Annotated in this window: 33 protein-coding genes and 2 tRNA genes; 28 read left to right on the top strand and 7 right to left on the bottom strand. The window is 40.6% G+C overall.

Annotated features, from left to right (window positions below; genetic code table 11):
* The first annotated feature begins 385 nt into the window (after positions 1-385).
* The 25 genes from RE474_RS09710 (at position 386) to RE474_RS09590 (ending at position 15,139) form a co-directional block, all read left to right on the top strand.
* Positions 386-604: a hypothetical protein gene (locus RE474_RS09710; RefSeq protein ID WP_309310178.1), complete on the top strand. Its 219-nt coding sequence runs from the start codon at positions 386-388 to the stop codon at positions 602-604.
* Complete coding sequence (locus tag RE474_RS09705; protein WP_309310177.1) at positions 605-898, top strand: hypothetical protein; 294 nt, start codon at positions 605-607, stop codon at positions 896-898.
* Between the two features lie 113 nt (positions 899-1,011).
* Entirely contained in the window at positions 1,012-1,338 is a 327-nt protein-coding gene (locus tag RE474_RS09700; protein WP_309310176.1) for a DUF5658 family protein, read from the top strand.
* Positions 1,339-1,492: 154 nt separating this feature from the next.
* On the top strand, positions 1,493-1,627 hold the full coding sequence (locus RE474_RS09695; RefSeq protein WP_309310175.1) for a hypothetical protein: 135 nt from the start codon (positions 1,493-1,495) through the stop codon (positions 1,625-1,627).
* A 481-nt stretch (positions 1,628-2,108) separates the two neighbouring features.
* Positions 2,109-3,476, top strand: coding sequence for a rolling circle replication-associated protein (locus RE474_RS09690; protein WP_309310174.1), 1,368 nt, complete (start codon positions 2,109-2,111; stop codon positions 3,474-3,476).
* Positions 3,477-3,577: 101 nt separating this feature from the next.
* On the top strand, positions 3,578-3,748 hold the full coding sequence (locus tag RE474_RS09685) for a hypothetical protein (RefSeq protein WP_309310173.1): 171 nt from the start codon (positions 3,578-3,580) through the stop codon (positions 3,746-3,748).
* A gap of 17 nt (positions 3,749-3,765) precedes the next feature.
* A complete protein-coding gene (locus RE474_RS09680) occupies positions 3,766-3,930 on the top strand; it encodes a hypothetical protein (protein ID WP_309310172.1) in 165 nt (54 codons plus the stop codon).
* A 17-nt stretch (positions 3,931-3,947) separates the two neighbouring features.
* The gene (locus tag RE474_RS09675; RefSeq protein ID WP_309310171.1) at positions 3,948-4,154 is read left to right on the top strand and encodes a hypothetical protein; all 207 of its coding nucleotides are present in this window, start codon (positions 3,948-3,950) and stop codon (positions 4,152-4,154) included.
* Between the two features lie 9 nt (positions 4,155-4,163).
* Positions 4,164-4,481, top strand: coding sequence for a hypothetical protein (locus RE474_RS09670; protein ID WP_309310170.1), 318 nt, complete (start codon positions 4,164-4,166; stop codon positions 4,479-4,481).
* A 14-nt stretch (positions 4,482-4,495) separates the two neighbouring features.
* Entirely contained in the window at positions 4,496-4,981 is a 486-nt protein-coding gene (locus RE474_RS09665; RefSeq protein WP_309310169.1) for an ASCH domain-containing protein, read from the top strand.
* A gap of 304 nt (positions 4,982-5,285) precedes the next feature.
* Positions 5,286-5,540, top strand: a complete 255-nt coding sequence (locus RE474_RS09660) for a hypothetical protein (protein ID WP_309310168.1) — start codon at positions 5,286-5,288, stop codon at positions 5,538-5,540.
* Positions 5,541-5,572: 32 nt separating this feature from the next.
* Positions 5,573-5,752, top strand: coding sequence for a hypothetical protein (locus RE474_RS09655; RefSeq protein ID WP_309310167.1), 180 nt, complete (start codon positions 5,573-5,575; stop codon positions 5,750-5,752).
* Between the two features lie 15 nt (positions 5,753-5,767).
* Positions 5,768-6,217, top strand: coding sequence for an IS200/IS605 family transposase (gene tnpA / locus RE474_RS09650; protein WP_309310166.1), 450 nt, complete (start codon positions 5,768-5,770; stop codon positions 6,215-6,217).
* Positions 6,218-6,312: 95 nt separating this feature from the next.
* Positions 6,313-6,960: a DNA-methyltransferase gene (locus tag RE474_RS09645; RefSeq protein ID WP_309310165.1), complete on the top strand. Its 648-nt coding sequence runs from the start codon at positions 6,313-6,315 to the stop codon at positions 6,958-6,960.
* A gap of 62 nt (positions 6,961-7,022) precedes the next feature.
* Positions 7,023-7,448 carry a DNA methyltransferase family protein gene (locus RE474_RS09640; protein WP_309310164.1) on the top strand — a complete coding sequence of 142 codons (426 nt, stop codon included), beginning with the start codon at positions 7,023-7,025 and terminating at the stop codon, positions 7,446-7,448.
* Between the two features lie 112 nt (positions 7,449-7,560).
* On the top strand, positions 7,561-7,683 hold the full coding sequence (locus RE474_RS09635) for a hypothetical protein (RefSeq protein WP_309310163.1): 123 nt from the start codon (positions 7,561-7,563) through the stop codon (positions 7,681-7,683).
* 229 nt (positions 7,684-7,912) lie between these two features.
* Complete coding sequence (locus RE474_RS09630; protein WP_309310162.1) at positions 7,913-8,263, top strand: hypothetical protein; 351 nt, start codon at positions 7,913-7,915, stop codon at positions 8,261-8,263.
* Positions 8,251-9,111 carry a hypothetical protein gene (locus RE474_RS09625; RefSeq protein WP_309310161.1) on the top strand — a complete coding sequence of 287 codons (861 nt, stop codon included), beginning with the start codon at positions 8,251-8,253 and terminating at the stop codon, positions 9,109-9,111. The genes RE474_RS09630 and RE474_RS09625 overlap by 13 nt, the downstream gene beginning before the upstream one ends.
* Complete coding sequence (locus RE474_RS09620) at positions 9,108-9,773, top strand: hypothetical protein (RefSeq protein WP_309310160.1); 666 nt, start codon at positions 9,108-9,110, stop codon at positions 9,771-9,773. The genes RE474_RS09625 and RE474_RS09620 overlap by 4 nt, the downstream gene beginning before the upstream one ends.
* Before the next feature lie 91 nt (positions 9,774-9,864).
* Positions 9,865-11,115, top strand: coding sequence for a hypothetical protein (locus tag RE474_RS09615; protein WP_309310159.1), 1,251 nt, complete (start codon positions 9,865-9,867; stop codon positions 11,113-11,115).
* A gap of 168 nt (positions 11,116-11,283) precedes the next feature.
* Positions 11,284-11,496: a hypothetical protein gene (locus RE474_RS09610; protein WP_309310158.1), complete on the top strand. Its 213-nt coding sequence runs from the start codon at positions 11,284-11,286 to the stop codon at positions 11,494-11,496.
* 84 nt (positions 11,497-11,580) lie between these two features.
* Entirely contained in the window at positions 11,581-14,163 is a 2,583-nt protein-coding gene (locus RE474_RS09605) for a hypothetical protein (RefSeq protein WP_309310156.1), read from the top strand.
* Entirely contained in the window at positions 14,164-14,544 is a 381-nt protein-coding gene (locus tag RE474_RS09600) for a hypothetical protein (RefSeq protein WP_309310155.1), read from the top strand.
* A complete protein-coding gene (locus tag RE474_RS09595; protein ID WP_309310154.1) occupies positions 14,544-14,855 on the top strand; it encodes a hypothetical protein in 312 nt (103 codons plus the stop codon). Before RE474_RS09600 ends, RE474_RS09595 begins: the two co-directional genes overlap by 1 nt.
* On the top strand, positions 14,852-15,139 hold the full coding sequence (locus RE474_RS09590; RefSeq protein WP_309310153.1) for a hypothetical protein: 288 nt from the start codon (positions 14,852-14,854) through the stop codon (positions 15,137-15,139). The genes RE474_RS09595 and RE474_RS09590 overlap by 4 nt, the downstream gene beginning before the upstream one ends.
* 3 nt (positions 15,140-15,142) lie before the next feature.
* Here RE474_RS09590 and RE474_RS09585 read toward each other — a convergent pair whose 3' ends face one another.
* Together RE474_RS09585 and RE474_RS09580 are read right to left on the bottom strand one after the other, a co-directional pair.
* The gene (locus RE474_RS09585; protein ID WP_309310152.1) at positions 15,143-16,048 is read right to left on the bottom strand and encodes a tyrosine-type recombinase/integrase; all 906 of its coding nucleotides are present in this window, start codon (positions 16,046-16,048) and stop codon (positions 15,143-15,145) included.
* 139 nt (positions 16,049-16,187) lie between these two features.
* Positions 16,188-16,259, bottom strand: a tRNA-Gly gene (locus tag RE474_RS09580).
* Positions 16,260-16,364: 105 nt separating this feature from the next.
* Here RE474_RS09580 and RE474_RS09575 point away from each other — a divergent pair.
* Positions 16,365-17,405 carry an ATP-binding cassette domain-containing protein gene (locus RE474_RS09575; protein ID WP_309310151.1) on the top strand — a complete coding sequence of 347 codons (1,041 nt, stop codon included), beginning with the start codon at positions 16,365-16,367 and terminating at the stop codon, positions 17,403-17,405.
* A 22-nt stretch (positions 17,406-17,427) separates the two neighbouring features.
* On the opposite strand, the gene uvrB is transcribed toward RE474_RS09575, so the two are convergent.
* The 4 genes from uvrB to RE474_RS09555 form a co-directional block, all read right to left on the bottom strand.
* Complete coding sequence (gene uvrB, locus RE474_RS09570; protein WP_309310150.1) at positions 17,428-19,410, bottom strand: excinuclease ABC subunit UvrB; 1,983 nt, start codon at positions 19,408-19,410, stop codon at positions 17,428-17,430.
* 148 nt (positions 19,411-19,558) lie between these two features.
* Entirely contained in the window at positions 19,559-19,885 is a 327-nt protein-coding gene (locus RE474_RS09565; RefSeq protein WP_309310149.1) for a TIGR00304 family membrane protein, read from the bottom strand.
* A complete protein-coding gene (locus RE474_RS09560; protein WP_309310147.1) occupies positions 19,882-20,118 on the bottom strand; it encodes a TIGR00304 family membrane protein in 237 nt (78 codons plus the stop codon). Before RE474_RS09560 ends, RE474_RS09565 begins: the two co-directional genes overlap by 4 nt.
* A 39-nt stretch (positions 20,119-20,157) precedes the next feature.
* Positions 20,158-21,111 (bottom strand): hypothetical protein, encoded by a 954-nt coding sequence (locus RE474_RS09555; protein ID WP_309310146.1) that lies wholly within the window; start codon positions 21,109-21,111, stop codon positions 20,158-20,160.
* A gap of 606 nt (positions 21,112-21,717) precedes the next feature.
* On the opposite strand from RE474_RS09555, the gene RE474_RS09550 reads away from it, so the two are divergent.
* Both RE474_RS09550 and RE474_RS09545 read left to right on the top strand, forming a co-directional pair.
* Entirely contained in the window at positions 21,718-22,953 is a 1,236-nt protein-coding gene (locus RE474_RS09550) for a proteasome-activating nucleotidase (protein ID WP_309310145.1), read from the top strand.
* A gap of 85 nt (positions 22,954-23,038) precedes the next feature.
* Positions 23,039-23,116: transfer RNA gene (locus RE474_RS09545), tRNA-Glu, on the top strand.
* A gap of 649 nt (positions 23,117-23,765) precedes the next feature.
* Here the strand turns inward: RE474_RS09545 and RE474_RS09540 are convergent.
* The gene (locus RE474_RS09540; protein WP_309310144.1) at positions 23,766-25,082 is read right to left on the bottom strand and encodes a cobyrinic acid a,c-diamide synthase CobB; all 1,317 of its coding nucleotides are present in this window, start codon (positions 25,080-25,082) and stop codon (positions 23,766-23,768) included.
* Between the last annotated feature and the right edge of the window lie 31 nt (positions 25,083-25,113).

Below are 25,113 nucleotides of genomic sequence, written 5' to 3'. Positions count from 1 at the left end.
AAAAGAGTAAACTGCTAGAGTTTAACATTCTAATAAAAAATGAGAAGATGCGCCGACCGGGATTAAAACCTTAATTTAGGGTTCCAATCCCGTGGCCTTCATTCACCCGATGATAACAAAGTAATCCGTGGGCATGTGAAAAATCACGGATTTGTATAACCTGTTGGAGCAGGCTGCCACATCAGGACAATTAAGTATTGCTCTTTATGGTATTTTAACATTATCTTAGTTAAATTCGTGTATTTACGAACAACTTTTAAGAAATATTTATATATCCGTTACTTCAATGTTATAGTGTTCAAAGAGTTTGGAGACTCTAGAACAAATTAACTTTAAAGAGGCATGTGAAATGAGTAACTTAAAACCAATCAGCGGAGGCTCTATCTTGGAGGATAGTGCAAGCGTAGATTATGAACAAATTAAAAATTTATATGTTGGAATGGCTTCTGGTATTCTTGCATCTGCAATAGTTCTTTTTATTGATGTTCTGTTACATTCAGAAGTTCAGAACTTTACTATTCTGTATATGGGTATTGTTGCTTTTGGTGCTTTCATGCTTGCAATAAGAGCAGACTCAAAGGCAAAAAAGCAGGAGGTCTTATAAATGTCTCCTGTTTCAAAACCAGACATAAGCAACCTTACAAATGAACAACTTGACGATATGCTTGCAGAGGTCAATAAAAAAGTTGATTCCGTACATGAGCAATTCTCAGATTTGAACTCTCGCATATGTACTATTCTTAATGATGATCCGGCAGGCACAACACTCCAGAGTACCACCACCCACTCCACGCCTGCCTCTATTGATGATGAAGTCCAGTTATTCAAGAAGAGGGAACTTGAAAAGCTCCACCTGGGCTACATCATCCCAATACTCAATAAGGAGGTGAATTATTAAATGGCAGGCTTCGGAAGTTGTCCAATAACAGGCAGTCCGATTGCTAGACGCTCCATTCGTGCAATGTGGAGGCGTAGAGGTCACAGCCTGCGATTTTATCGGGGGGTGCAATAATGTCTTTTCTCCGGGACATGCTCCCCGTTTTCCTCTTTTTTATTGTACTTGACACTCTGACAACTATAGCAAGCTTACCTATTGGCTATGAAGGCAATCCTATTATATCGTGGGGTCTGGCTAATTTTGGCTATGGCTTCCTGATAGCTCTTAAGCTTGTATCAATCCTGCTATTCTATATCTGCTATGTATCAGTGAAGCAGTACCGTTTTGCCTGGAACGTTTCCCGTTATGGTGCTTCTGTAATCGGTCTTATTGCTTCTGTTTCTAATATGTGGGTCTTTTTTTATGGTCAAAATCTCTTTCAGGCTGCCGGGGTGCTCTGATGGCTCCTATTTTTCCTATTCTGTTCTCTTCAAGGTGTCCGGTAATAAAAACCTGTGAGCAAAGCTGTTTTTCCTGTCCTGTTTGTAGTGCTCCTTCTGGTCATGTATCACCATCATGTTGGAAGTGCCAGGAATGTACTAGCGAGGTGGGCGCATGAGTGACGTGCCAAATTGTCCGGTGCATCCTATACAGCACCTTTACTATGATGCATCTGTACGAGGAGGGGTTTTCTGTCCTGTCTGTAAAGTATGGAGGCATGTAGACGAATCCGGGAAGGTGGAAAGATGAGCGTTTTTCCGTTAAATATCATCATTCCGGGTTATCCTGTAATGGGCTGGTCCTGTGGAGTCTGTGAGTGGTCTTTGCCTGATGATATCCCTTGTCCATATTGCGGGGCAGGGGGGGAGTCCGAGGGGGGGATTTGATGGTTTGCGGTTTCTGTATTCATAACTCAGTACGATATACTTGTCAAGCCGGAATCCTCCGTAAATACTCACAACGCAGGGGTAAAGGTGTAGGCATAGTCTATCCTATAGAATGTGATAGTTTTGAGGCTGTGGGGTGTTGAGATGGCCTATAATCCTAATCTCTGTATATGTGGATTCTGTGAGCATGGTCATTATTCAGGGTCAAAATATGAGCGTATATGCTCTGATTCCTGTTTGCCTGTCTCCATCCTGCACACTTGCGAAGGCTTCGAGCTTAGCGAGCAGTAACACCAACCTTTATTATTTTTTTATAATGCAAATTTTAGGGGGTTGGTGTACTAATGGCAATCAACGAAATCAAACTGTTAGACATGGTAAGGTTATGCATAGACCAGCCGTACACAGTCCAGCAGTTAGCGAATTTAACGAATCTTTCTTACATGGAAATATACAATTTCCTGCAAACTGGAAAGGGGAAATTCTATTTTAAATCTGAAAAAGTAGACGGCCTTAAGTTTATACGGGCTGACCCAAGCAACCATTACTTGATAAAGGGAAAGGCAAAACTCAAACTATACCAAAAACCACAACAACAGCCTTATAGTAAAGTGAACGAAACCACAAAGGCCAGTGATCTACCGGGAAAGTGTGGCTTTGAAAGAAAACAGGCTCTTTTCAAGGTCATGAAGATAAACGGATTCGGGCAAACAGTAGAAAAGCAAGACGAAAACGGCAACCCTATCTTATCAGAGAAAGGAAAGCCTCTCAGAGAATTTGCTTTCTTTTCAGATTATCACGAACAACAATACGAAGGATGCCTGGAACTCTTCCAGAATTATATAACCAGAATTGACCAAATGGAATTATGCTTCGAGCCTACAGAAGGTCTTTTCGGGGATACAATGGTAAAGCCTTATGCCACTCGTTTTAATTCTGTTCCTAAACAGATTACCTTAAGAGAAAACTATGAGAAAGCATGGAAAAATGGCGAACTCCTGTTCCAGAATGCAAGCTTTGTGACCCTAACAACTGATCCCAAAGGTTTCAGGCATCTCCTTCATGCAAACAAGCATTTTCAAAAGAACTGGAATAAGCTCATAACTTACCTGCGGAAAAAAACAGGAAAAGAGCTTCCTTATGTATGCGTGAGGGAATTCCAGAAAAACGGAAGGGTACACTTCCATATCTGTATTTTTGGGATCCATTTACCACAGACAAAAGAGAACGCACCCTACAATAACCCTATTTCTAAACTCTGGAAAAGATACGGGCAAGGCCAGATTACAGACGTGAAGAATCTTGTAAACAAAGATGGAGTCATGCAATGGGATAGATCGAGGCCAAAGGACTGCAAAAAAGATGAGCCGCCAATGAAATACCTTAAAAAGTATCTCATCAAGGCGCAGTATGACGAAACAGCACAATTCCAATACTGGATTTATAATGCCAGATATTACACTTATTCCCAGGCACTCCTGAGAACTCCGAAACGCCGGAGAGGTCCGAAGCGATACCAGTATGTTGGTACTATTGACCGTGAAGCTGGTAAATTCTACCGCAGGCATGGAACTCCAGGACTAATCAAGCATGAAACCGCTTTAGGTACTCCATATACTCCACCACCGGAACAGCCAAAGGAAGAACTTCCAACGGGCTTTATGACTGCTCTCTATTATGAACTTAGACAAAATCAAGAAGTGAAACTATGAAAGAAAATAGAAAATTGGCATTTGTTGTCAGACTGAAAGTGAAACGAGAAATGAAGAAAGGAAAGGATTCCAAGAACCCATAATAAAGGAAGGTGTAAAGCGTGGAACTTGAACTAAGCGAGGATGATGTAAAAGGCTTGTACATGGTTCTTTTGAAAGCAGATGTATTAATTCGTTGGGGATTAGGAGAGCAGTATGCACAATTAAGCCCAATCATTGATACAGTGACAGAGGAAATAGAAAAGAAATTAGAAATTAGCGAAATCCCATAGATAAGGAAGTGTGAAAGATGCAGCTAAAAGTTTATGGTGACCGTGTAGGCGTTCCTTATGTCATTTGCCAGGAATGCAAAAGAGCCGTGGGAGCTGGTAATGAATTGATGAAATCAACATATATCAAATGCGAATGCGGTGCAGAGTTGCACCCGGATTTCTCGTTTAGAGGTATCCCATAATAAAGGAAGTATGGACGATGAACAATGGCATATACTGGAAGGTCAGGCGCAATGATTGGGATTCTATGAAATCTCTTTTAGACCTGAGATTCCGCAAGTATCCTAAACATATTTTGGGATTGCGCTACAGGACAGCAAAACCAATCATGAGGATATCTCCTGCAAGAAAAACCAGAATGGCAGCAAGTAGGGTTTTTCGTGTGAGTATTCCTAAAATAAGGTAGGTGTGAGAGATGGAAAATAAAGATATACAATTTAATGACAGCTCATCAGATGCAGAAACCCACATAAACACAAACGGGAACGTCAGTTTAAATGTTAATGGTGTTTGGATTGGTTTAATTGATCTGGATGCTGAGAAAGAAAAAGGAAAATTTGCATATTTTAAGTATGTGACTGAATTTAAAAAGGTATGCGGGGGATATGAATTATTTATAGATATTCCGAAAGAGACTCAAAAAGACAAAGCAGAAGAAGACGAAGAAGAAAAATCTAGTCATTGGACAGATAAGTTAGTTGATGCAGATTATGACGTTCGGTTGACATGTTAAAGGATGTGTAGTCAATGGATAATGAATTAATTCCGGTGCTCGGTGTTAAAGCTCCTTGGTCTACTATGATTAATTTAGGGTGGAAACCCTGGGAAGTACGCACACAAAAGACTAACAAGAGGGGTACTATTGCATTATACTCCACTCGTTCTAAACCAGATAGGGAAGCTGTTCAGGTATATGATAATTTAAGGTCATGTCAAAAACTCGAAGATATGACACCTTATCATGCTGTTGAATATGGGAAGATTATAGCTCTTGCTGATTTTGTAGATTGCAAGCAGTTTGAATCTTTCGACCATTTCAGGAAAACTGATCATAAACACTTGAATCCTCATTCTTATTATAAAGAAGGGTTGTGGTATTGGGTTCTTGAAAATATCAGACACGTAGAACCCTTTGACTTTAAATTCAAGGGTTCTGTTGTGTGGAGTTCAATTGAAATAAGTAAATTAAAGGTGCTTCCTGGGACAATTTGTGTACCTGAGGTACCTTTCTGATTATGCCAATAAAAGGAAGTGAGATTCTTGAATGAATTGATTAAACAAATTATTATATTAATTTTGGGTTGGTGGCCTCTTGTAGCGTTGATAGTAGCTATTGTTTATCTTCGGGAGAGCGGAGGCACAGCGGGAAGACCCCGTCCTTCAGGGCGGGGATGAAAGCGGAGCCTCGCACAGTCTGTAATCTAAAAACATAAGAAGCCGTTGGTTGTATAGAAAAAATAACAACCAACAGAAACTTATAAGTACTAATAGGTTGTATAGTATATTGTACAACCAATTAAAGTTGGAGGATAAGAAAATGAAATCAATGTACAATCTGAACAATGTGTTGGCAACCGCTGAATCAGTCGGTGAATGGGATGGACAAGAAGAGCTCGCTGCTGAAAATGTAAACAAAATCTATCAAGCAATATATGACGCTGCTCCTGAAGAAATCGATGATACGACTCTGCATGAAATCATGCATTCCGTATGGGATGATTGGGGAAGCGAGGAAGAATTGTTAACAATCACTGATGAACAAATACAGGAATACGTACAGAGGGTAATCTAACTCTCTGTTTTGGTGAAACAGGAGGGCGGGCTATGAGATACAATGCAATAATATATGTAAATACGATATCACAACGGATAATATCGTGCATCGATGGTAATTTCATAGAGCATATGACATATCTCAACAAAAATGCAATAGACGAATGTGTTGATGCAGTGGCTTTGGAATGTGGACTAGGTACAGATTACCACCTGCGCTATATAGATTAAAATTGGGTGAATACAATGTCAGGCTACAATCTCGATAAATCACGTCATGCAGTATTCACACTGCACTATCACCTAATTTTTGTAATCAAATACAGACGCAAAGCCCTGTATAACGAGAAAATCAGAGAGAGACTAAAACAAATAATCTATGAACTCTCTGAGCAATGGGCTAATGATAAAAATTCCGAAATGGCAATAGAAATCATTGCACAGGAGCCGGGGGACGACCATCACCACATTCTCTTTAAAGCCACACCTCAGACGAATCTTGTAAAGGTAATTAACACTCTCAAAGGCGTTACAGCACGAAAACTCAGACAAGAGTTTCCTGAAACAAAAAAGTGGCTTTGGGGAGATGCATTTTGGACTCCCAGCTATTTCATAGCAACAACAGGACAGGTATCACTCGATGTACTCATTAAATACGTAGAGAGTCAACCTGACAAAATACCAAAGCAAGAATGATAATTTTAAGGAATCCCCGTCATTCATGGCGGGGAGGATTCAATTGTGGCTTTACAAGAAAAAAACCAAGAACGCCAAATAAAGGAAGTGATCTTTTGCTGCAGCTTGAATACAAAATAGGCGATTGTCTGGATCTCATGAGAGAATTTCCAGATAATCACTTTGATTTACTTCTCACAGATCCACCTTACGGAATCGGTGAGAATACATTTAGGGTTAACAACAGGTCTAAATTAGCCAAGACTACGGATTACGGTTCTTTCGATTGGGACATTAAAGTAAGTCGTGAAGTCATAGAAGAAATGGTCCGTGTATCAAAGAATCAGATCATCTTTGGCGGCAATTATTACGCTGACTGGTTGCCGGCTTCTTCATGCTGGATTGTCTGGAATAAAGATAATACTGGTTGTTTTGCTGACTGTGAGCTTGCATGGACTTCTTTCAATACTGCAGTACGGATGTATCGGTATAGATGGAATGGTATGATTCAAGAAAACATGGCTAAGAAAGAAAAGCGTGTGCATCCAGCACAAAAGCCTATTGAGCTTTTTAAATGGATTCTTGAGAATTACAGTAACCCAGGAGATTTAGTTTTGGATCCCTTCTTAGGTTCAGGAACTACCTTGAGAGCTTGCAGGGAAACAAACAGGAATTGTATAGGATTTGAAAAAAATCCTGAATATGAACAGTTGATAAAAGAAAGAGCTATGCTTAGCACTCCTTACCTTGAAAGCTTTGCATAGTTCGCCAAATAAAGGAAGTTTTAACCATAGATTTTCAAACGCCTTCGTGGGTATGTGAGTTAATGGTCAATGAGATGTCGGGATATCCTGAGAAGATATTGGAACCTACGTCCGGAGAGGGCAATCTGGTACAGGCAATCAAAAATAGATATCCTGCATCTAATGTAATAGCTCCTAGTGACTACTATCAGTTGCCATGGGACGAATACGATTACATTGTGTCAAATCCTCCATTTACTCCAATGACAACCGGATATCGTTTACTGGATGGGTTTTTTAATAGATCATCCAATATCATTATTTTGCTTCCTTGGTTGGCTTTGATTAATTCAGAAAAGAGATATCAGAAGTATTTATCAGAGGGCTTAAAGAAAGTGATCCATTTACCAAGAAGAGCATTTCCACGTTCAAGAGTTCAATGCTGTGTATTAGTTTTTGAGCGTGGATATCGTGGAGATGTAAAGCTTGAATTTGCCTACACACCCTAAAGAGGGAAAATATGATTAGAAGCCAGTACAGATGTGGAAATAGACACCCATTTTGCAAACATCGGAGAATGGGATTCAAGGGATATAACGCCAAGAAAAGAAAGTGGGAAAATTGAAGTATAGTGATCTTTCAGAAGAAGAACATATCAAAAGCATTATAAGAATGTCATGGTATGGGATAGCTGCAATATCTTTGTTTGTGGTTGCTGTGGGTGTTTTGGAGTGGATATTTTGAGTGATGAAATAAAATATTACTCATTAACACTTTTGCAACTTCCAACGACATACTGAAAAAACGCCATTTTGTTTATATGCATAATCTGTTTTTGTCGCATCGGGTACAGGTGCGGAAAAAAATTTCCTATTAGTTTGACTAATCGTAAGTAAGTAATAATCAATAACAACCACAATAATTTATATAGACTAAAAACTTATTCATATATACTATAGGAATAGGTGATAACTTGCAAAATTCTTACAACACTGCCGTAGAACATTCTTTTTTAAAGTATAGGCTTCTGATTCAGGAAGCAGGAATTACAGAAGAACAAAGAAAAGAGCTTCTTAATCTGGTAGATCAAGCAGAAAATAAAAAACCTGCTAAACTATCAAACCTGAAAAAGCTCGATAAATACGAAAAAGCCGTAAATCTTCTTGAATCAAAATTTAAAGAGTATGCAGGGAATGAAGCACATGAGGAACTATGCCAGGCAATTGATGAAATATATAATACGTGTTCCTGTGGTCTGAACCTTGAAAACATGAAGCTTAAGCTTGCATCAGTCATTAACAGGGGTGGATCATGTCAGAATTAACCGAAACATGCCCTTATTGTGGTAATGATTTTGTGAAATTAAGTTCACATCTCATGCATTGCAAGAAGAAACAGGAAAATCAGAAGGAAATAGAGCAACCTGTAGAAGTCCAGGAAGAACCGCCAAAAGAAGAACTTCCACAAGTGGCAATTTCAAGCACTACACCTGAAAAAACAGAAAAGAAGTCTTTCTTCGGATTCATTAAAAGGACTAAGAAGGATGAACAAAAACCGCCTTCAGAGTTCCTCACAATGGCTCAAAAGCTGGAAGAAAAGGAAGCCATCAAGAACTTAAGCCCGGAAGAAAAATTTAAGCGGTTCTTTTCAGAATCCCAAACATGGTCAATAGAACCACCTAAACTATCCATAGTAACAAAAATTAAGCGTTTCTTCTTCCCTTCTGACATCACTTACAAGAAATGCGTTTTTGTCTCTGATGAATCCCCGGCAAAGTTCGGATATTATCCATATGATCCAAAAGACAAGTATCTATTTTTGCCAGATGGTAAATTATACGACATTCCACAAGCAGGAGATACATGGTTTTTTGATGTTAAAAAGTTCTTACCTCTCGTTAATTCAAAAGACCCATCAGACATTTACGACCTGCCTCTGCACTATGTAACAGCTATCCATAATGATGGGGTACAGTATGGGCAAAGTATGGCATTCAACGACCTTGTATACAGCATCACATCTATAAAAATATTAAATATTATAGCTGCTGCTGTTGCAGTTATCGCAATAATTGGAGCTGTCGTAATAGTTAAACAGGTTTCCGGGGATGTTGCAGACATTACAACTGAGATTCAGGCTATAAAATCCATTATTTCAGGGGGTGCAGTATGAACGGAACAAAGAACGCAGAAAAACAAATTGAGCCAAAAACAGAACTTATAGATCCTTTTGGCTCTGTTCAATCTTCCGAAAAGGCCCAGGTACTAAAAGAACTGCTGACCATGAACCCCAGTGATATAAGGGCAATCACGGCAGACCTTAAAAAAGTAGTATCAGAGGATTTTACATCTTCCAAAATAGAGGCTTCCGTAGTTGATGAAATACCCGCAGTTATAACGACACTCACAGACCTTGTAGACATTGACGAAAGCGGAAATTTAAGCGTAAGGAAGGATGAAAGGGGTAACTGGATTGACTTCATAGGGCCTAAGGGAAATATACCTCCGTGGTTCATGAAATACAACCAACGGGCGAACTTTTCTAGTATCTTCCTGCGATTGGAAAATGGCTGTTATGAAAATGATTATGAGATTGACAGCGCAGGCAATGTAATACTAAATAATAATGGTGAGCCGACCATCAAAAAAAAGAAATGTACATCTATTGCAGTTGAATTAAGGAATCTGAATCAAGCCTGTATGCTCGGCCTCGCTGCAAATCGTGCCATCTTGCAGGCAAAAATATTCGGGGGTCTTAAAGGTGGTGTTCCTCTTGGATATGAAGGGAATTTCGACAAAATGGTGGCTGACCTCATAGGCAAGCCCCGCAAGTGAACATGACTATAAAATTAAGCCCCTATTATCATGATATAGGGGTTTTTGTATTCGGTTTTATCATCGGATTAATGTTTTCATAGGTGGAACCATGGCATATTTAACGATCATAACAGGCTCATACGATTTTTACGACCCATACGGCTATTTTGCAAGCGCATGGAACGACCCGAACATATACAAATATGAGATTGACGGCATTATCATAAAAAAAAGGCGTATGGATAGGGTCATTATCACAAAAGAAGGACAGGTTTTTAAACTTCCTCCTGTAGTGGCTCCAGTAGCTCGCAATCACTACATAGTGAATCAAACTATGGGGTCAGGAAAAACTATTCTTGGAGTGGAGCATTTAGCCCGTGTACATGCCACAGGAGGGCGCACAGGTGGAAACGTTTCCCTAAAATGGTTTCCCTGCAATGCTCATAAATCTCCTTCTGAATGGGTTCCTAATGTCAATTCACTTAAGGATATGGAAAACGCCAGGGCAGTCACTATACTTTTTGACGACATAAAAGGAACTATTTCAGACTGGGCAACATCAGAGGCAAGAATAACAGGCGCAATAGTTAACGCTTCCAGAAAACAGGAAGTAAATATAATTTTCACTACTCAAAGGGTTGTAAACTTCGTGCCTCCTGACATTCGAGAGGTAGCGACAAACTACGAAATTCCATATATCACAATCAGGGACCAGAGGCAGGAAAGCCCTGATAAGATGGGTTATCCTGTAGAAATGGAAATATTGAACGTATCCGCAAATCAAATATTCTTAGGATTCGGGGCATATAATGGCCTGTTTGCCGATGGCTGCAAAATAAGACCAACTCCGAGGCTGTTAAGTGCCTTCTCTACTCTGGAGATTGCAGGGAACCTGTCAAACCCTAAAGAAGATATACCCGGAATAAATGAGAACATGGGAGGACAGAACGAGCCATATGTAGGTTATAACAATGAGATTCATGTATTCAAGGAACTTGAGAGCTATTCAGGAACACTTTCTCACCTTTCAGCAAAGAACCCCAGGACACATAAAGCAGATATTCAATACATCGAAAAAGGAAAAGTATATCTTATAGACGTAGTTGCAATAAACCGCTATCAGAAAGGCAATAGATATTATTATAAATTGCTGACTGATAATAAAGACTTTCAGGCTGATTATGATGCAGCCGTAAAGGATCAGGTAATACGCCTTTTAGCATTCACCTTTAAAAAGCATGTGAAGTTCATAAACTATAAGGATTTAGTGGGTAAATCTGGCAGGGTAGATTATGGAAAGGAGCTTAAAACAAAATCGAAATCAGCATACGCCTTATTTTCTCCTGCACTTCCTGCATGATCCTATTATTTTTTTATAACATATGCCCTATTTTACCTCCCTCAACATACCTTTTTTTATCTTCCTGGGGGTTTTGGCTCGTTCGGTCAGTAATTATCTCTCTTCCGCCGTGCCGATGCATCGAAGTTTATATACCTATAGACTATAGGAATATATAGGTGTCATAACATGGCAAGCAACGCATCAGGTAAAATAATCAACATGAGTATTGCAGGGTTCATTTTCGCATCAGTGGGAGCCGCTGCACTTGTACAGATTGCAAACATAAACACAAGTGGCTTTGACGCAAGCACTGTTATCCTTGTAGGAGTCATCACTATAGCATTTGTGCTTGGTATCATCATCCTTTTCCTCAAGGAAGCAGGCATTAAGATCAATTAATGCAAAACATCACCATTCCAGAGAAGGAGATTTAATCTCCTTCACAAAACTTTTTTTAGCTGAATATTCCTATAGTATATAGGAATGATGAAAATGCTATTTAAAAAGAAACTAGTAATTTTTATATTTTTATTTGTTATTTTATCAAATCTTGCTTCTGCTGCTGAGATATCTCTTACTGATCCAGTGGGAATTGGAAAATATGAACAACCTAGTGGATATACTGGCAGTGAAACAGATAATTTATTCATTTATTCAGATGGTAGCTCTTTATATTGGGATTCCTATGCTCTATTAGGTGGTTCTGCTACTGTTTCTAATCTTCCATATGGTGTATCTGATGTTTGCGCAGATTACAATTATATATATGTAGTATTTTATAACGGATTGACTTATAGGATTCCGAACTCGCTTGGTTTGCAATCATGGGATACTATTTCTGCTGAGGATGTAGAAAGTTTAGGCGATTTTAGTACATGGAGTTCAACAGGAGATGCAGTACTAAGAATAGATACGGATGCAGCAGGAAATATATATGTAAGTGATGCAAATTCTAGACAAATTTATTATATAGATGGGGACACATTAGCTTCTACAACGTATCAAAGTGGATTTTCTAGTTATGCTTCTTATCCGATGCCTATTTTTTGTGGTAATCATTTTTACATGATGATGCAAAGTTCAAATTATGGGGATAATGCAGATTGGGAAATATTCACTGTAGATTCGATTGAGTCAGAAGACTATCTTTTTACATATGATGGTGGCACAGCGGCTTTTTTAACTCCGGGTGGTGTATCTGAGCTTACTAATGGTAATCTGGTTGTATGTTATTATCTTTCGAGTAGTGGAGCTACTAGGACAATAAAAGAATTTTATCCCAATGGTACTGTTTACGGTACTATATCAGCTGTATCTCAGAGCGATGATTCTTATATGGTTTCTGATATTGTCGTTTTGTCAAATGGTGTTGTTGTTGCTTGTGATTCTGTACCTAATTATTTACGTACTTACATGACTTCTTCGGCATCAGGTGGTTATTTTGTTCCTACTGCCCCAGAAGAAGAAGCTTCAAGCCCTGATACTTCCTCAAGTTACATTCAATTTGAACATGATTCTTATGTATCCGGTGAAAAAGCAAAGATAACCTACAGTATCACAGATTCAGACTGGACCGATTCATATGCCTATATAGGCTATGATTTTGACATTCAGATTTTAGACCCTTCAGGAAATGAAATCTATACTTATGATCTTCCAGCTCAAAACGGTTCTACATATTTCCAATTTTATATTCAGTATGAAGTATTAGAAAATGGACCTTACACGGTCAATCTTGTAAAATCGTGGTTGGGTAATCTTGATTCTTCCATCATTGCCACAGACCGGACAACATTAGGGGATTATTCTGATAGTACTATTGATGTTGTACCACTCACGGTTAATTATGGGGAGAACTTCTCAATAAAATATACTTATGGTTTCAATCCGAACACCACAGTTATTAAATTGATGAGTAAAGACGATTCAAATACAAATATGTGGACCACTCGCTATACTATTCCAGTAGAAGCGGATGCAAACACAGAATTTACTATTACTGCTCCTGAATTATACATTACTGGCGAATGGCTTGCGGGTCTTTATGGAAATGGGAACCTTTTAGACTCAGATACATTCACAGTTTACAAAGAATATTCTAATGTAATAACTACTGTTTATAATTCTTCTGTGATAATATCTCCTGAATCTTTTATCATGGGTGAGTACGTAAACGGAAGGTCCGCAATAAGTGACGATGCTATGGAAGGCGGGAACGATATTTATTTGCAGTTTGTGAACCTTGACGAAGATCTTATTTGTTTTAGTGTTCCGATGCCTTATCAGATACAAACATTTAATTTTAAGTTGGGTGACTTTGATTATTGGGAATATACCACAGGTGACTCATATTATGTTGGAGATCATAGCACAATTGCCGGAAATAATCAGATACGTTTAGCTGCCTATAGTGGAGGGAGTTTAGTAGAAGTTCTAGCAACTGATAATTTCTCTGTCACGTCAACAAATACGGCAGGCTATGGGCTTACATTATCTTCAAGTGAAGTCGGACAAAATGAACAATTTATCATTAATGTAATTGCTCCTGATGATTGCTCCTTATACCTGTCTAAAATAGGCAGTGTCAGCAATACGCATATAGCATCATGGGATTTCAACGGATCTGTGTCCTTCCCTTACAGCCTTGTAGTTACTGGTAATTATCAATTTACTCTGACTGATGGAAACGATAGGATTCAGGCCACACAATACCTAATAGTGACAGACTCAGGATCGTCATATTCAGGGTATTCAGACGATTATACAAGTTCCGGCAATTGGGGAAACGACATAATCACAAATTTGATCACGTTTTTAACTCTCCCGGCTTTCTGGGGTTTTATATTATGGTCAGGTCTGACTATTGGAATGATCCAGAGAAGAGACAGGAACGGAAATGCAATATTTGATCTTAAACAGGTTGGTATAGTCTCAGTTCTTGCCTGCAATCTCCTTGCAATAGCTGGCCTGTGGCGGCCATATACCTGGTATGTTGTAATAGTGTCATGGCTTCTGTTGGCTATTGGGTTCTATGGAGTAGGGCGCAAATTCTCAGGAGATGATTAATTGGCCTCATCCCTCACAAGGCAGGCCGTACTTTTTGTATTCATAATATCCACTATTAGCGGCCTCTCTTATTACTGGAATATGGGAGCCTCAAATGATTTATCCATTCAAGGTCTGGAAGATTCAGACGGCTCTCTTGTGGTAGATATGGAGGGAGACTCAGCAGTTTCAAGTTTAGTTTTAGGTCTTGTAGATATTGTCCTGGAATTTGTTAGCTGGATGAGTTTATTTTCGGTGGTAAAAGCGATTCTTTATACATTGCTTCCTGAAGTGCTCTATAAGCCTCTTAATCTCTTCCTTTTGCGGCCTGTGGGCTGGATTGCTGCATTAATTACTACAGAATGGGTGCTGAATAAGATCAGGGGAACGAGTGAGAACTAATGACAGCAGACTTAATTCACCCTGTACTTTTTCTCATAGCCTGTCTGATAGTCATTGATTATTTTAATTTCAAAATGCCTCTATTAACTATTTCAATTCTGACAATCCCGGTTTCCCTTTTGTTCACTTTTCAAGTAAATGCAGGTCTGTATCTGTTCCTTTTTGAAACTGACATATCAGGATTTGTAGATACTCCGGGAATGAGCTTAATTATAATTGGTTGCATGTGGGTGGTTCCTTTAACTGCTATTCTGAAAACATATTATTTAGGAAAATTCATTACGCCGGAAGAAGATGAGGAAATGATATGAACAATTCTTCTTTAATTTTTACCGGGATACCGGATGTATCAGCTATAACCTATATTGATATTTTAGATAATTTAGGTGCTGATGTGGTCCGTATATTTGCCCTGTGTGGTGTCTGTGTGCTCCTGTACGCTCTCATAAATATTTTTGTTGATAGAGATAAGGTTCTATTCTCAAAAGGCCCTATAACGCTAAAAATAGAGGATTTTGATTATTTCATGCTGATGATGGGACTTTATTTTAGCATCATAGGTATGATATTCTATTTCAAAATACCAATATCTTAAAAATCAATAATCAATCAGCCGGGGAACACATCTAAAATAATCATTCTTGACAATTTCCATATCAACAGACAAATAAAAGCCACTCCAAACTTCATCTTTAAGCGAGTGGCCTAAAAGTGTCTTGATATGCTCTTTTTTCATTCCTGCACGTCTAAGATGTGTCACTAAAAAACCCCTGAAGCAATGGCTTGTAAGCTGTGTCTCAAGTGGTCCGGTGGGATCATGTAGCCCGATGGGTTCAGCATATGCCTGTAAAAATTGATTGATATAATCTTTGTGAACTCTCCCGCCGGTGTCAGATATCCACAAATAGTTAGTTTTGCACTTTCCTATACGTATTCTTGCTTCACGCCATGCTAAATAATTTTCAAGAACTACGTGCAATTCATCATCTATGAACCTGATTAAGTTCTTTGCTCTTTTCTTCCTGACAATTATAATTATGTCTCTGGAAAAGTCTATGTCCTGCGGCTTTAACTCTAAAAGTTCTGATCTCCTTATTCCAGTTTTTGCCAGTACCATGGTTATGGCAATTTCCCGGATAAAATCAAGTGATGCTATTAATTGCCGTGCCTGATGAACTGTTAATACTTGCCTGCGGTCAGAATCGCAAGAAGTATCAAGAAATCTCTTCCTGAATCCAAGAATAGGATTTTTATCTGTGACTTTCTTGTAAATCAGGAAATCATAAAAAGAAGATATTGCAGAGAAATTGGATTTTAAAGTACTGATCTTTAAGTCTCTCTCCAGCAAATGCCCTAAGTACATTTCTAAGTCCTCATAAGTAACATTTTGAGGATCAGGATTTTCCTGTAAAAACTCTTTTACATTGCATGAATAACTACGTATTGTCCTGTGAGTGCGCCGCCTCAATGCTAAATCATTCTCGAAACTCTCTATAATTTTCACTAATATTACCACCGTTTTTATCTGTTTTTAAGTATTCCGGTGGAATATCAGGATACATATATAAGTTTTTCAGAATGAATGTATTATAAAACGCTATGCATAAAGGCATTGTAATAAAAAAGAGAGGATAAAGGGTGAATGCGCCGACCGGGATTCGAACCCGGGTTTAAGGCTTGGAAGGCCTCAGTCATAGCCGCTAAACCACCAGCGCAGTTTGAACACCCAATACAGTGTTTTTTCCAATATAATCTTTTCGCCTGATGATGAATATAATCAGGAATTGTATTTAAAGGCAGAAGTCATTCACTAATACCGGATGGAACAGGAACACTCAGACGAAGCGATCCGCACTGAAGGGATAAGCAAACATTACGAGCAGGTAAAAGCGGTAAAAGGCATCAACATTGAGGTTAAAAAAGGAGAGCTTTTCGGCTTGCTTGGACCCAACGGAGCGGGGAAATCGACACTCATAGGGATGCTCGCCACAATGCTCAGGCCAACTGAAGGAACAGCCCGAGTCTGGGGATATGACATCAGGAGCGAACCGACAGAAGTGCGCATGTCCATAGGAGTCGTGTTCCAGGGCACCACCCTTGACCAGAAACTCACCGGACGCGAGAATCTCGATATTCACGGAAGGCTCTACGGACTCGGGAAGAAAGAACGCCATGAGCGCATAGATGAAGTGCTCAAACTCGTAGAGCTCACCGACTGGGCTGACGAGGTGGTGCAGAAGTATTCCGGCGGAATGATGCGCAGGCTCGAGATTGCAAGAGGACTCATGCACCATCCTAACGTACTCTTCCTTGACGAACCCACCCTTGGACTTGATCCCCAGACAAGGAACCACATCTGGGAATACATCAAGAAGCTCAACCAGGAAAAGAACATCACCATGATCCTCACCACCCACTACATGGAAGAAGCTGACATGCTCTGCAACCGCATTGCCATCATCGACCACGGCGAGATAATCGCTGAAGGCACTCCCGCCGAGCTAAAAGCAGAACTCGGTGGAGACATCATAACCCTCACCTTCATCAGCGAGGACGAAGCCGCAAAAATGGTGGAACACTACAAGAACCACAAGATTCAAACCAATCACAACGCCGACACAACTGAAATAACCACCACCGGCACATCTATTCGCATAACCGCCACTGACGGAGAACGAACCATACCGGAACTCATGAAGATAAGCACCGAACTGAACCTTCACATAGAATCTGTCAGCCTGAGAAAACCAACCCTTGATGACGTATTCCTTCATCACACCGGCAAAAATATAAGATACTCAGGCCCTGATGACCGTAAAAGAAGACGCGGCATAAGGCGCATGAGCCGCAATGCCAGATAACCAATTCAGATCATCGAAATCATCACAGGGAATACTCTTCCCTGAGTTCCTTTATCCTGTCGCGAAGTTCTGCCGCCCTCTCAAATTCAAGATTCTTGGCTGCAAGGTGCATATCAGCCTCAAGGTCGATGATAATATCTTTGATCTCACGTGCCGATGCATCCTCGGCAATTGCCAGAACACCGGATGCAGGTTTGTATTTCTCGCCCTCCACAAGCTCCTTTTGCAGAGCCTTGCGAATTGTAGTCGGAGTAATACCATGCTCCTCATTGAATTCCATCTGGAGCTTGCGACGTCTCTCAGTCTCATTAATGGCGCGTTCCATGGAACCAGTCATATTGTCAGCATACAGAATGACACGCCCTTCCGAATTCCTCGAAGCACGTCCGATAGTCTGGATAAGTGAACGCTCTGAACGCAGGAAACCCTCCTTATCAGCATCCAGTATCGCAACAAAAGCAACCTCCGGAATATCGAGACCCTCACGAAGCAGGTTGATACCGATAAGCACATCGAACTCACCTTTTCTCAAATCCCTGACGATCTCCGCACGCTCAAGTGTTTCAATATCCGAGTGCATGTAACGCACCCTGATACCAAGCTCCAGCAGATATTCCGTCAAATCCTCGGACATCCTTTTGGTCAAAGTCGTCACAAGAGTTCTGAATCCCTTTGCAGTGACCTTGCGGATCTCACCGATAAGGTCATCCACCTGATTCTCAACGGGCCTTACAGAAATTTCCGGATCAACAAGGCCAGTAGGACGAATGATCTGTTCCACCACAGCCTTGCTCTTCTCAATTTCATACTCCGCAGGTGTGGCAGAAACATAAATAACATTGTCAAGCCGTCTCTCAAACTCATCATAGCGCAGCGGCCTGTTATCAAGAGCAGAAGGCAACCTGAAACCATATTCTACCAGAGATTGTTTCCTTGCCCTGTCACCGTTGTGCATTCCACGTATCTGCGGGATGGTCACATGTGATTCATCGATAACCAGAAGATAATCTTCAGGGAAGAAATTAAGCAGGGACGATGGAGGCTCGCCGGGACGGCGGCCGTCAAAGTGCCGGGAGTAATTCTCAATACCACTGCAATAACCAAGCTCACGTATCATTTCCATGTCAAACTTGGTCCTCTGTTCCAGTCTCTGAGCCTCAAGCAAACGATTCTCCGACCTCAGCACAGCCAACCTGTCATGAAGTTCAGCCTCAATTGTGCCCAACGCCTTGTCAATATACTCCTCAGGCATAACGAAGTGTTTGGCAGGATAAATACCAATAGTCTCCCCCGGAAGCACTTCCTCAAGCACTTTGCCTGTTAGCGTATCAAAATAGGCGATCCTGTCAATCTCATCACCAAAGAGTTCGATCCTTATTCCTTCTTTCTCCTGTGCCGGGAATATCTCTATCGTATCCCCGCGCAAGCGGAAAGTACCCTGCGTGAAAGCAACATCGTTCCTTTCATATTGTATGTTAATCAGTGACTCAAGGAAAGATGGCCTGTCAATCTCCATTCCGGGAGTCAGCATCACAGACATAGCCCTCCATTCATCAGGAGAACCAAGGTTGTAGATACATGACACACTGGAAACCACAATCACATCTTTGCGTTCCAGTAAAGACTTGGTTGCCGAAAGTCTCAACCTGTCTATCTCTTCGTTGATTGACGCATCCTTTTCAATGTAGGTATCGGTTGTAGGCAAATATGCCTCTGGCTGATAGTAATCATAATAACTGACAAAATACTCCACGGCGTTGTCGGGAAAAAACTCCCTGAACTCAGAAAAGAGCTGTGCAGCAAGGGTTTTGTTGTGAGCAATAACCAGAGTTGGTTTCTGCACGTTCTGTATGACATTGGCGACTGTGAAGGTTTTTCCTGAACCTGTCACACCGAGCAATGTCTGGTGTTTCTTTCCTGCCAGCATACCTTCAGTGAGCTGGGAAATTGCCTTGGGTTGATCACCCTTCGGACTGTATTCAGAAACTAGTTTGAAAGGACGCATCAATATCTGTATTGAACCGAAAGCCTATAAACGTATTCACAGTTGAAGTGCATGCGCATTTCACTTAAAAAAACAGCATTTCACCAGTTAACAATATCACTACCTCACCACACGATTCACAAGATAGTCAAAGGATACTCTCCCGGGATCATCGGGAAAATAATAGGAAATACAACACCATCAGCACAATTGCCAGGATCATCAATGTCTGAGCACTCTTGTTGTCTGAACCGATTATGATTGGAATAGGACCTAACATGATAAGACCGCCTCCCCTTACCTCTGTTTTATCAGAATCTGACTTGAAACTACCACCATTACTCGAAGAATTAGAATGATATGAATCTGAATTTAAAGAGTATTCATCTCTTTTTTCACGATTCTGAGAGTTAGATACACCTGAAATGAAGATTAGTACAAAACCTGCAATTATTAATATTATTCCCAATAGGACCAAACTGGTGCCAAGCATCATAATCGCCTCCTTGCCAGCAGATAGATCACAGCAATCAGGACACCTGCCCATAGCATGGACGAAGTGATCTCAGGTGATGAGCCAAATGCGATTGGTATTAGACCGATCATAACAAGGCCGCCAAAATTGCCACTGCTACTGAAAGAAGAAACTATTGCACCGGCAAAAACAAGGAAAAATCCAATGAATATGAGTAGTGATCCCAGTTGCGAAAGATCCTGTGGTGAACGCATGAAAAACTCCAAAACTGAAATGTCCTCTAAAAAGAAAAGTTAGTACTGGAACCTGTAATCCTGAGGCATTGATGCCATCTGGTCAATGCGAAGATCAGATTCCGATTCAAGTTCGTCTGCAATATAGCGATACTCGCGCTGAGTCCTGTTTCCCCTGCGGGCAAGAATGTTCTTGCGGAACATGCGGGACAGATATGTGGACACTGTACTCTGTTTTATTTCACCGTAAATGCGCTCGTACTGCTTCTGTATATCCTGTGATGAGAACCAGATCCTTGGATATTCATACTTCAGGAAGAGTTCCAGACGCTCATTGATTGTCAGTGAACTGTCGCTCATCCTGTCATGAAGTGAAGGAACCTTGCGCTGCGGTGCCACCTGACGCTGAACCTGTACCGGAGCTTCAATAGGAGGTACAGCCGACATCATCTGTTGGTTAGGATTCATTGTTTGGCGGACCGTAGATGACATTGATGGTGTCGGCTGCCCGTACCCAAATTGTTGAACCCCCACAGGAGGTAGGGTGTTGGGTTGCATATATTGCGGCGGTAATTGATAATCATTTATTGTGTTTGGAACAGAACTCATTCCTGGCTGTGGCACATAGCCCTGCCTGAAATGTTGTGTCTGTGGCAACACCGGCTGTGCAGGTATCTGTGTTTGCTGCACCGGCAATTGTGAATACTGCTGCTGGTACTGCGACATATTTGCCTGCTGTGCTGGATGCGAAGAAAGTATAGGAGATTGCGGCTGAACAAGTTGAGGTTGGAATGTATTCTGTTCAGCAATACTTACCTGAGAATTAGTATTATTAGAAGGAGCTGATGCATTTTGCATCATATTAGGTGAATTGGACGAAGGTTCGGAAATTGTTCTAGTCTCGTCTGCATATATGTTCAGAAATGCCAACTGACTGTGTCTGTCAGCAATCTCGAACTCGGCGCTTGCTTTTTTAGTGCCATCGTCGTTGATGATCTCAAGCCGAACCTTCATCCTTTTTGCCTCTTTGCGGATCCATTCATCCCCTCAGATATTGATGGATTCACAAAACCATTTATCCCCTCAGACTCATGGCGTTGCTCATTAATCTTGATCCGTTATCGTGTGAATACATCAGGAACACACTGTTTCTCTGTGCTTCACAATACTTACATGGGTTTAATATTATATAAATATTTGCTCTAATAATATGTCTGAATTTGTTTTAAAGTAAATCAAAGCCATATTAGAGCTTTGTTCGAAAATTAAAACACTCAGCACACCGAAGACAAGTAACATAAATTGCCTACACTAGAACAAGTGTAATAATGATAGATAAATATTTCGTTTTTTGTCGAATTTAGCAGTAATTAGGTGTATTGAAAAAGCAAAAACAGATTTTAAGCCATTTATACAATAATAGAAGCAATATTAATGCTTTTGCAGGAGAATAAAAATATATAATAACACAAAAACACACAAAAATGGTTTTTTGTGAAATGCTGAAAAAGAGCATTTTTATGATTAGCCCATCTAATCAAAAATAAAGATGCTGCGAACAAAAGCGCAATGCTCTAGTGCAGTTGCATTTATATCCAATGATACCCATACTTAGCCCCTATGTCAAATAGCAGTGCTGAATCACCAATTGACAATATTAGTTCAAAGATTAAGACTCAGATAGAGTCCAATACTCTTGACGAAAAAGATGTGGAGTCCCTACTCCATGAAATAGAATTACTTAAAGTCAATAACGAAAACATGCGGGCAAAGTTGCTTGAAGCAAGTATGCTGGCAAACAGTTACCTTGAAGAAACAAGCAAGCTCAAAAGACAGATAGAGCAACTCACCACTCCCCCACTTTTCATCGCCACGGTCATGGAAGTTGACAACGGCCTGGCACTTATCAGACAACACGGGAACAACCAGGAAGTTGTAACGAAGGTACCAGCCAACCTTAATGTTGAGGCAGGCATGAGAGTGTGTGTGAACGCCGCGTTCTCTATAATATCTATAATCTCAAGGGCTGCGGATGTGCGCGCCCAGGTTATGGAGCTTATCAACTCCCCGGGAATCGACTATGATATGATAGGTGGACTGGATGATGTTCTGAAAGAGGTTATCGAATCTGTCGAACTTCCGCTTGTAGAACCTGAACTGTTCGAGAAGATAGGTATTGAGCCCCCTACTGGTGTGCTGATGTACGGTGCGCCAGGAACAGGTAAGACACTTATCGCAAAGGCTGTTGCCTCAAGAGCAAATGCTACATTCATCAGGATGTCAGGTTCTGACCTTGTGCAGAAGTTCGTCGGAGAGGGCGCACGCCTTGTGAAGGATGTGTTCCAGATGGCTCGCGACAAGTCCCCATCCATCCTTTTCATTGATGAGATCGATGCGGTGGGTGGCATGCGTACTCATGACGGTACCACAGGTTCTGCGGAAGTAAACCGTACCATGCTTCAGCTCCTTGCCGAGATGGATGGTTTTGACGCAACAAAGAACGTGAAGGTCATTGCCGCAACCAACAGGATAGATCTTCTTGACCCTGCACTGCTTCGTCCGGGAAGATTTGACCGTGTGATTGAGGTTCCACTCCCTGATGAGAAGGGACGTCTTGAGATATTCAAGATCCACAGCCGCAAGATGAATATGGCTGAAGATGTGGACTTTGATAAACTCGCAAAGATGACAGATGGCCTCAGTGGTGCGGATATTAAGATCATCACAAAGGAAGCTGGCATGTTCGTCCTCAGAAGACGCGGAGAAAGCATCACAATGCAGGATCTCCTTGACGCATATGAGAAAGTCGTTTCCGAGGAAGAAGAACAGAGCTCCCCATACAGTATGTTTGTATAAATCGCAAACATACACCCCTTTTTATCAAACGAAAGATTAATATGCTTTGAGTGACTTTCAAGGGTGCTGACAAGCAAAGCAGATTGCTCCGATAGTGTAGCACGGCCAATCATGCAGGACTCTCACTCCTGCGACTGGGGTTCGAATCCCCATCGGAGCACCAATTTTTTTATGACTTTTCTACATTAACTAACTCAAAATGTTAGCTTTCCAGAAAAACATTTTATGTGATTTCTTTCAAATTCTTTGATTTTGCTGATATAAACTTCAGGATATTCGATTTCATCGAGTGGAATGCAATACATTTTTTCAGGTTAATCTGGTTCTCCACCTAAACCAATGATTACAAAAACAGGCATTTCCTCTTCGTCCTGATATTTTCGATATCTTTCGAGATGGCCATAATTTGATCAGGTAACTTTACATTTGCGAGTATTGCTTCTGAATTTACATTCAAGTGCAAAGAGTTCATTTCTATCTTTGTAATTATATCCCAAGTTTGACAGTTTTCACTCCTTGATGAAGAGAATGTCTTCTTTTTCAACCCAAAAAATTCGTTTTTTGTCAGGAAAACCTATTTGACAGTGCAAATAATTTTAATCCAAATTCTACGATTTTACCCTTTTTTGTCTTAAAATCAGTGTATTTATGACATCAAAGTTGGCATAGACATACCTTTTAGCCTGATTTTTCATGAAATCGACGGTTACTGTCAAACCTAGGTTATACGTTTGTAAATTGTTTAGAATGATTTATTAAAAACAAAGCTAGTACTGTCAATAAATTCTCCTAAAAAAGAAATTGGTAACTAATCAGCTACGTTTGTATTCCCTGCATTTTTCAACAAAACTCTTCACAGGAAATGTTGCTGGGTGAGCATGAGTATAACTTGCAAGTGAATTGTACTCGGTAAGTCCGTCCTTACCATCAAGAATTCCTTTTCCTCTCTTCATCTCATAAGCAAGTTTGGCATCATTGTCACAATATGTTGCAGAATAATGGAACTCATGTCCTCTAATAGTTCCTTTGATAAAGTCTCCGTTTGCGACTCCTTCTGTGTAACCAAGTGCCTGGAGCTTCTTGGTCTGGACAGTTTCTGCAGGTAGTACGTCTGCCATCTTGTATACTGTCCCTTCTATTTCATAGGATGAGGACATATATTGTAATCCGCCACATTCTCCATACATCGGCATACCTTCTGCTGCAAGGTCTTTGAGAGCTTTTGTTGTCCTGGATTTCTCAAGCTCAGAAATGTAAAGCTCAGGATAGCCTCCGCCAAAGTAGAAACCATCCACATCCGGCAGTTCTCCTTTCATTGGACTGAAAAACTCAATTTCCGCACCTGTATTTTTGAAAGCCTCGAACATGTCCTGGTAGTAGAAACAGAATGCACTGTCGTATGCAATACCTATTTTCAGATCCGCCTCTATTTCCTCTTCCTTTTCAGGAGGTTCAAAATCCGGCGCTGTTTTTGAAAGTTCTATTATGGCATCAAGGTCAATGTTCTCTTCAATAAATGCAGCCAGGCTTTCAGTATCGAAATCCAGTTCATCTGCCATGTATAATCCAAGGTGTCGGGAAGGTACAGTAACGTCCTTGTTACGTGGCAGTGTTCCGACAACGGGGATATCAGGTATGGAATCTATTATCATCTGTGCATGTCTTGGGCTTCCAACTTTATTCAGGATAACACCTGCAATCTTTACATCCGGGTCAAACTGGGAAAATCCTTTGACAATAGCTGCGGCACTTCTTGACATTCCATGTACATTTACAATCAATATTACAGGAATGCCAAGTGATTTGGCAACATGTGCGGAACTTGCTATCTCAGTAGCTCCCATTCCGTCAAAGAGCCCCATAACTCCTTCAACGATGTTAATGTCAGCGATTTCTGAATACTTTGAAAAAGTGTTCTTTACACCATCAACCTGCATCATGAAAGTATCAAGGTTTCTTGATGGCTTGCCGCAGATAGCTGTATGGTATGTGGGGTCTATGTAGTCTGGCCCGACTTTGAAAGGCTGAACTTCCATCTCTCTTCTTTTAAGGGCAGCCATAATTCCCATGGAAACAGTCGTTTTTCCAACTCCACTGTTAGTACCTGCAAGCAACACCGCATTTGTCATGGAGTTTATTGTGTATAGTTCGGATATATGT

Origin of the sequence: Methanolobus sediminis, from assembly GCF_031312595.1 — an archaeon.
GTDB classification, from domain to species: domain Archaea; phylum Halobacteriota; class Methanosarcinia; order Methanosarcinales; family Methanosarcinaceae; genus Methanolobus; species Methanolobus sediminis.
The sequence above is the reverse complement of the archived record's forward strand: the minus strand, read 5'-3'. Positions and strand labels throughout refer to the sequence as shown.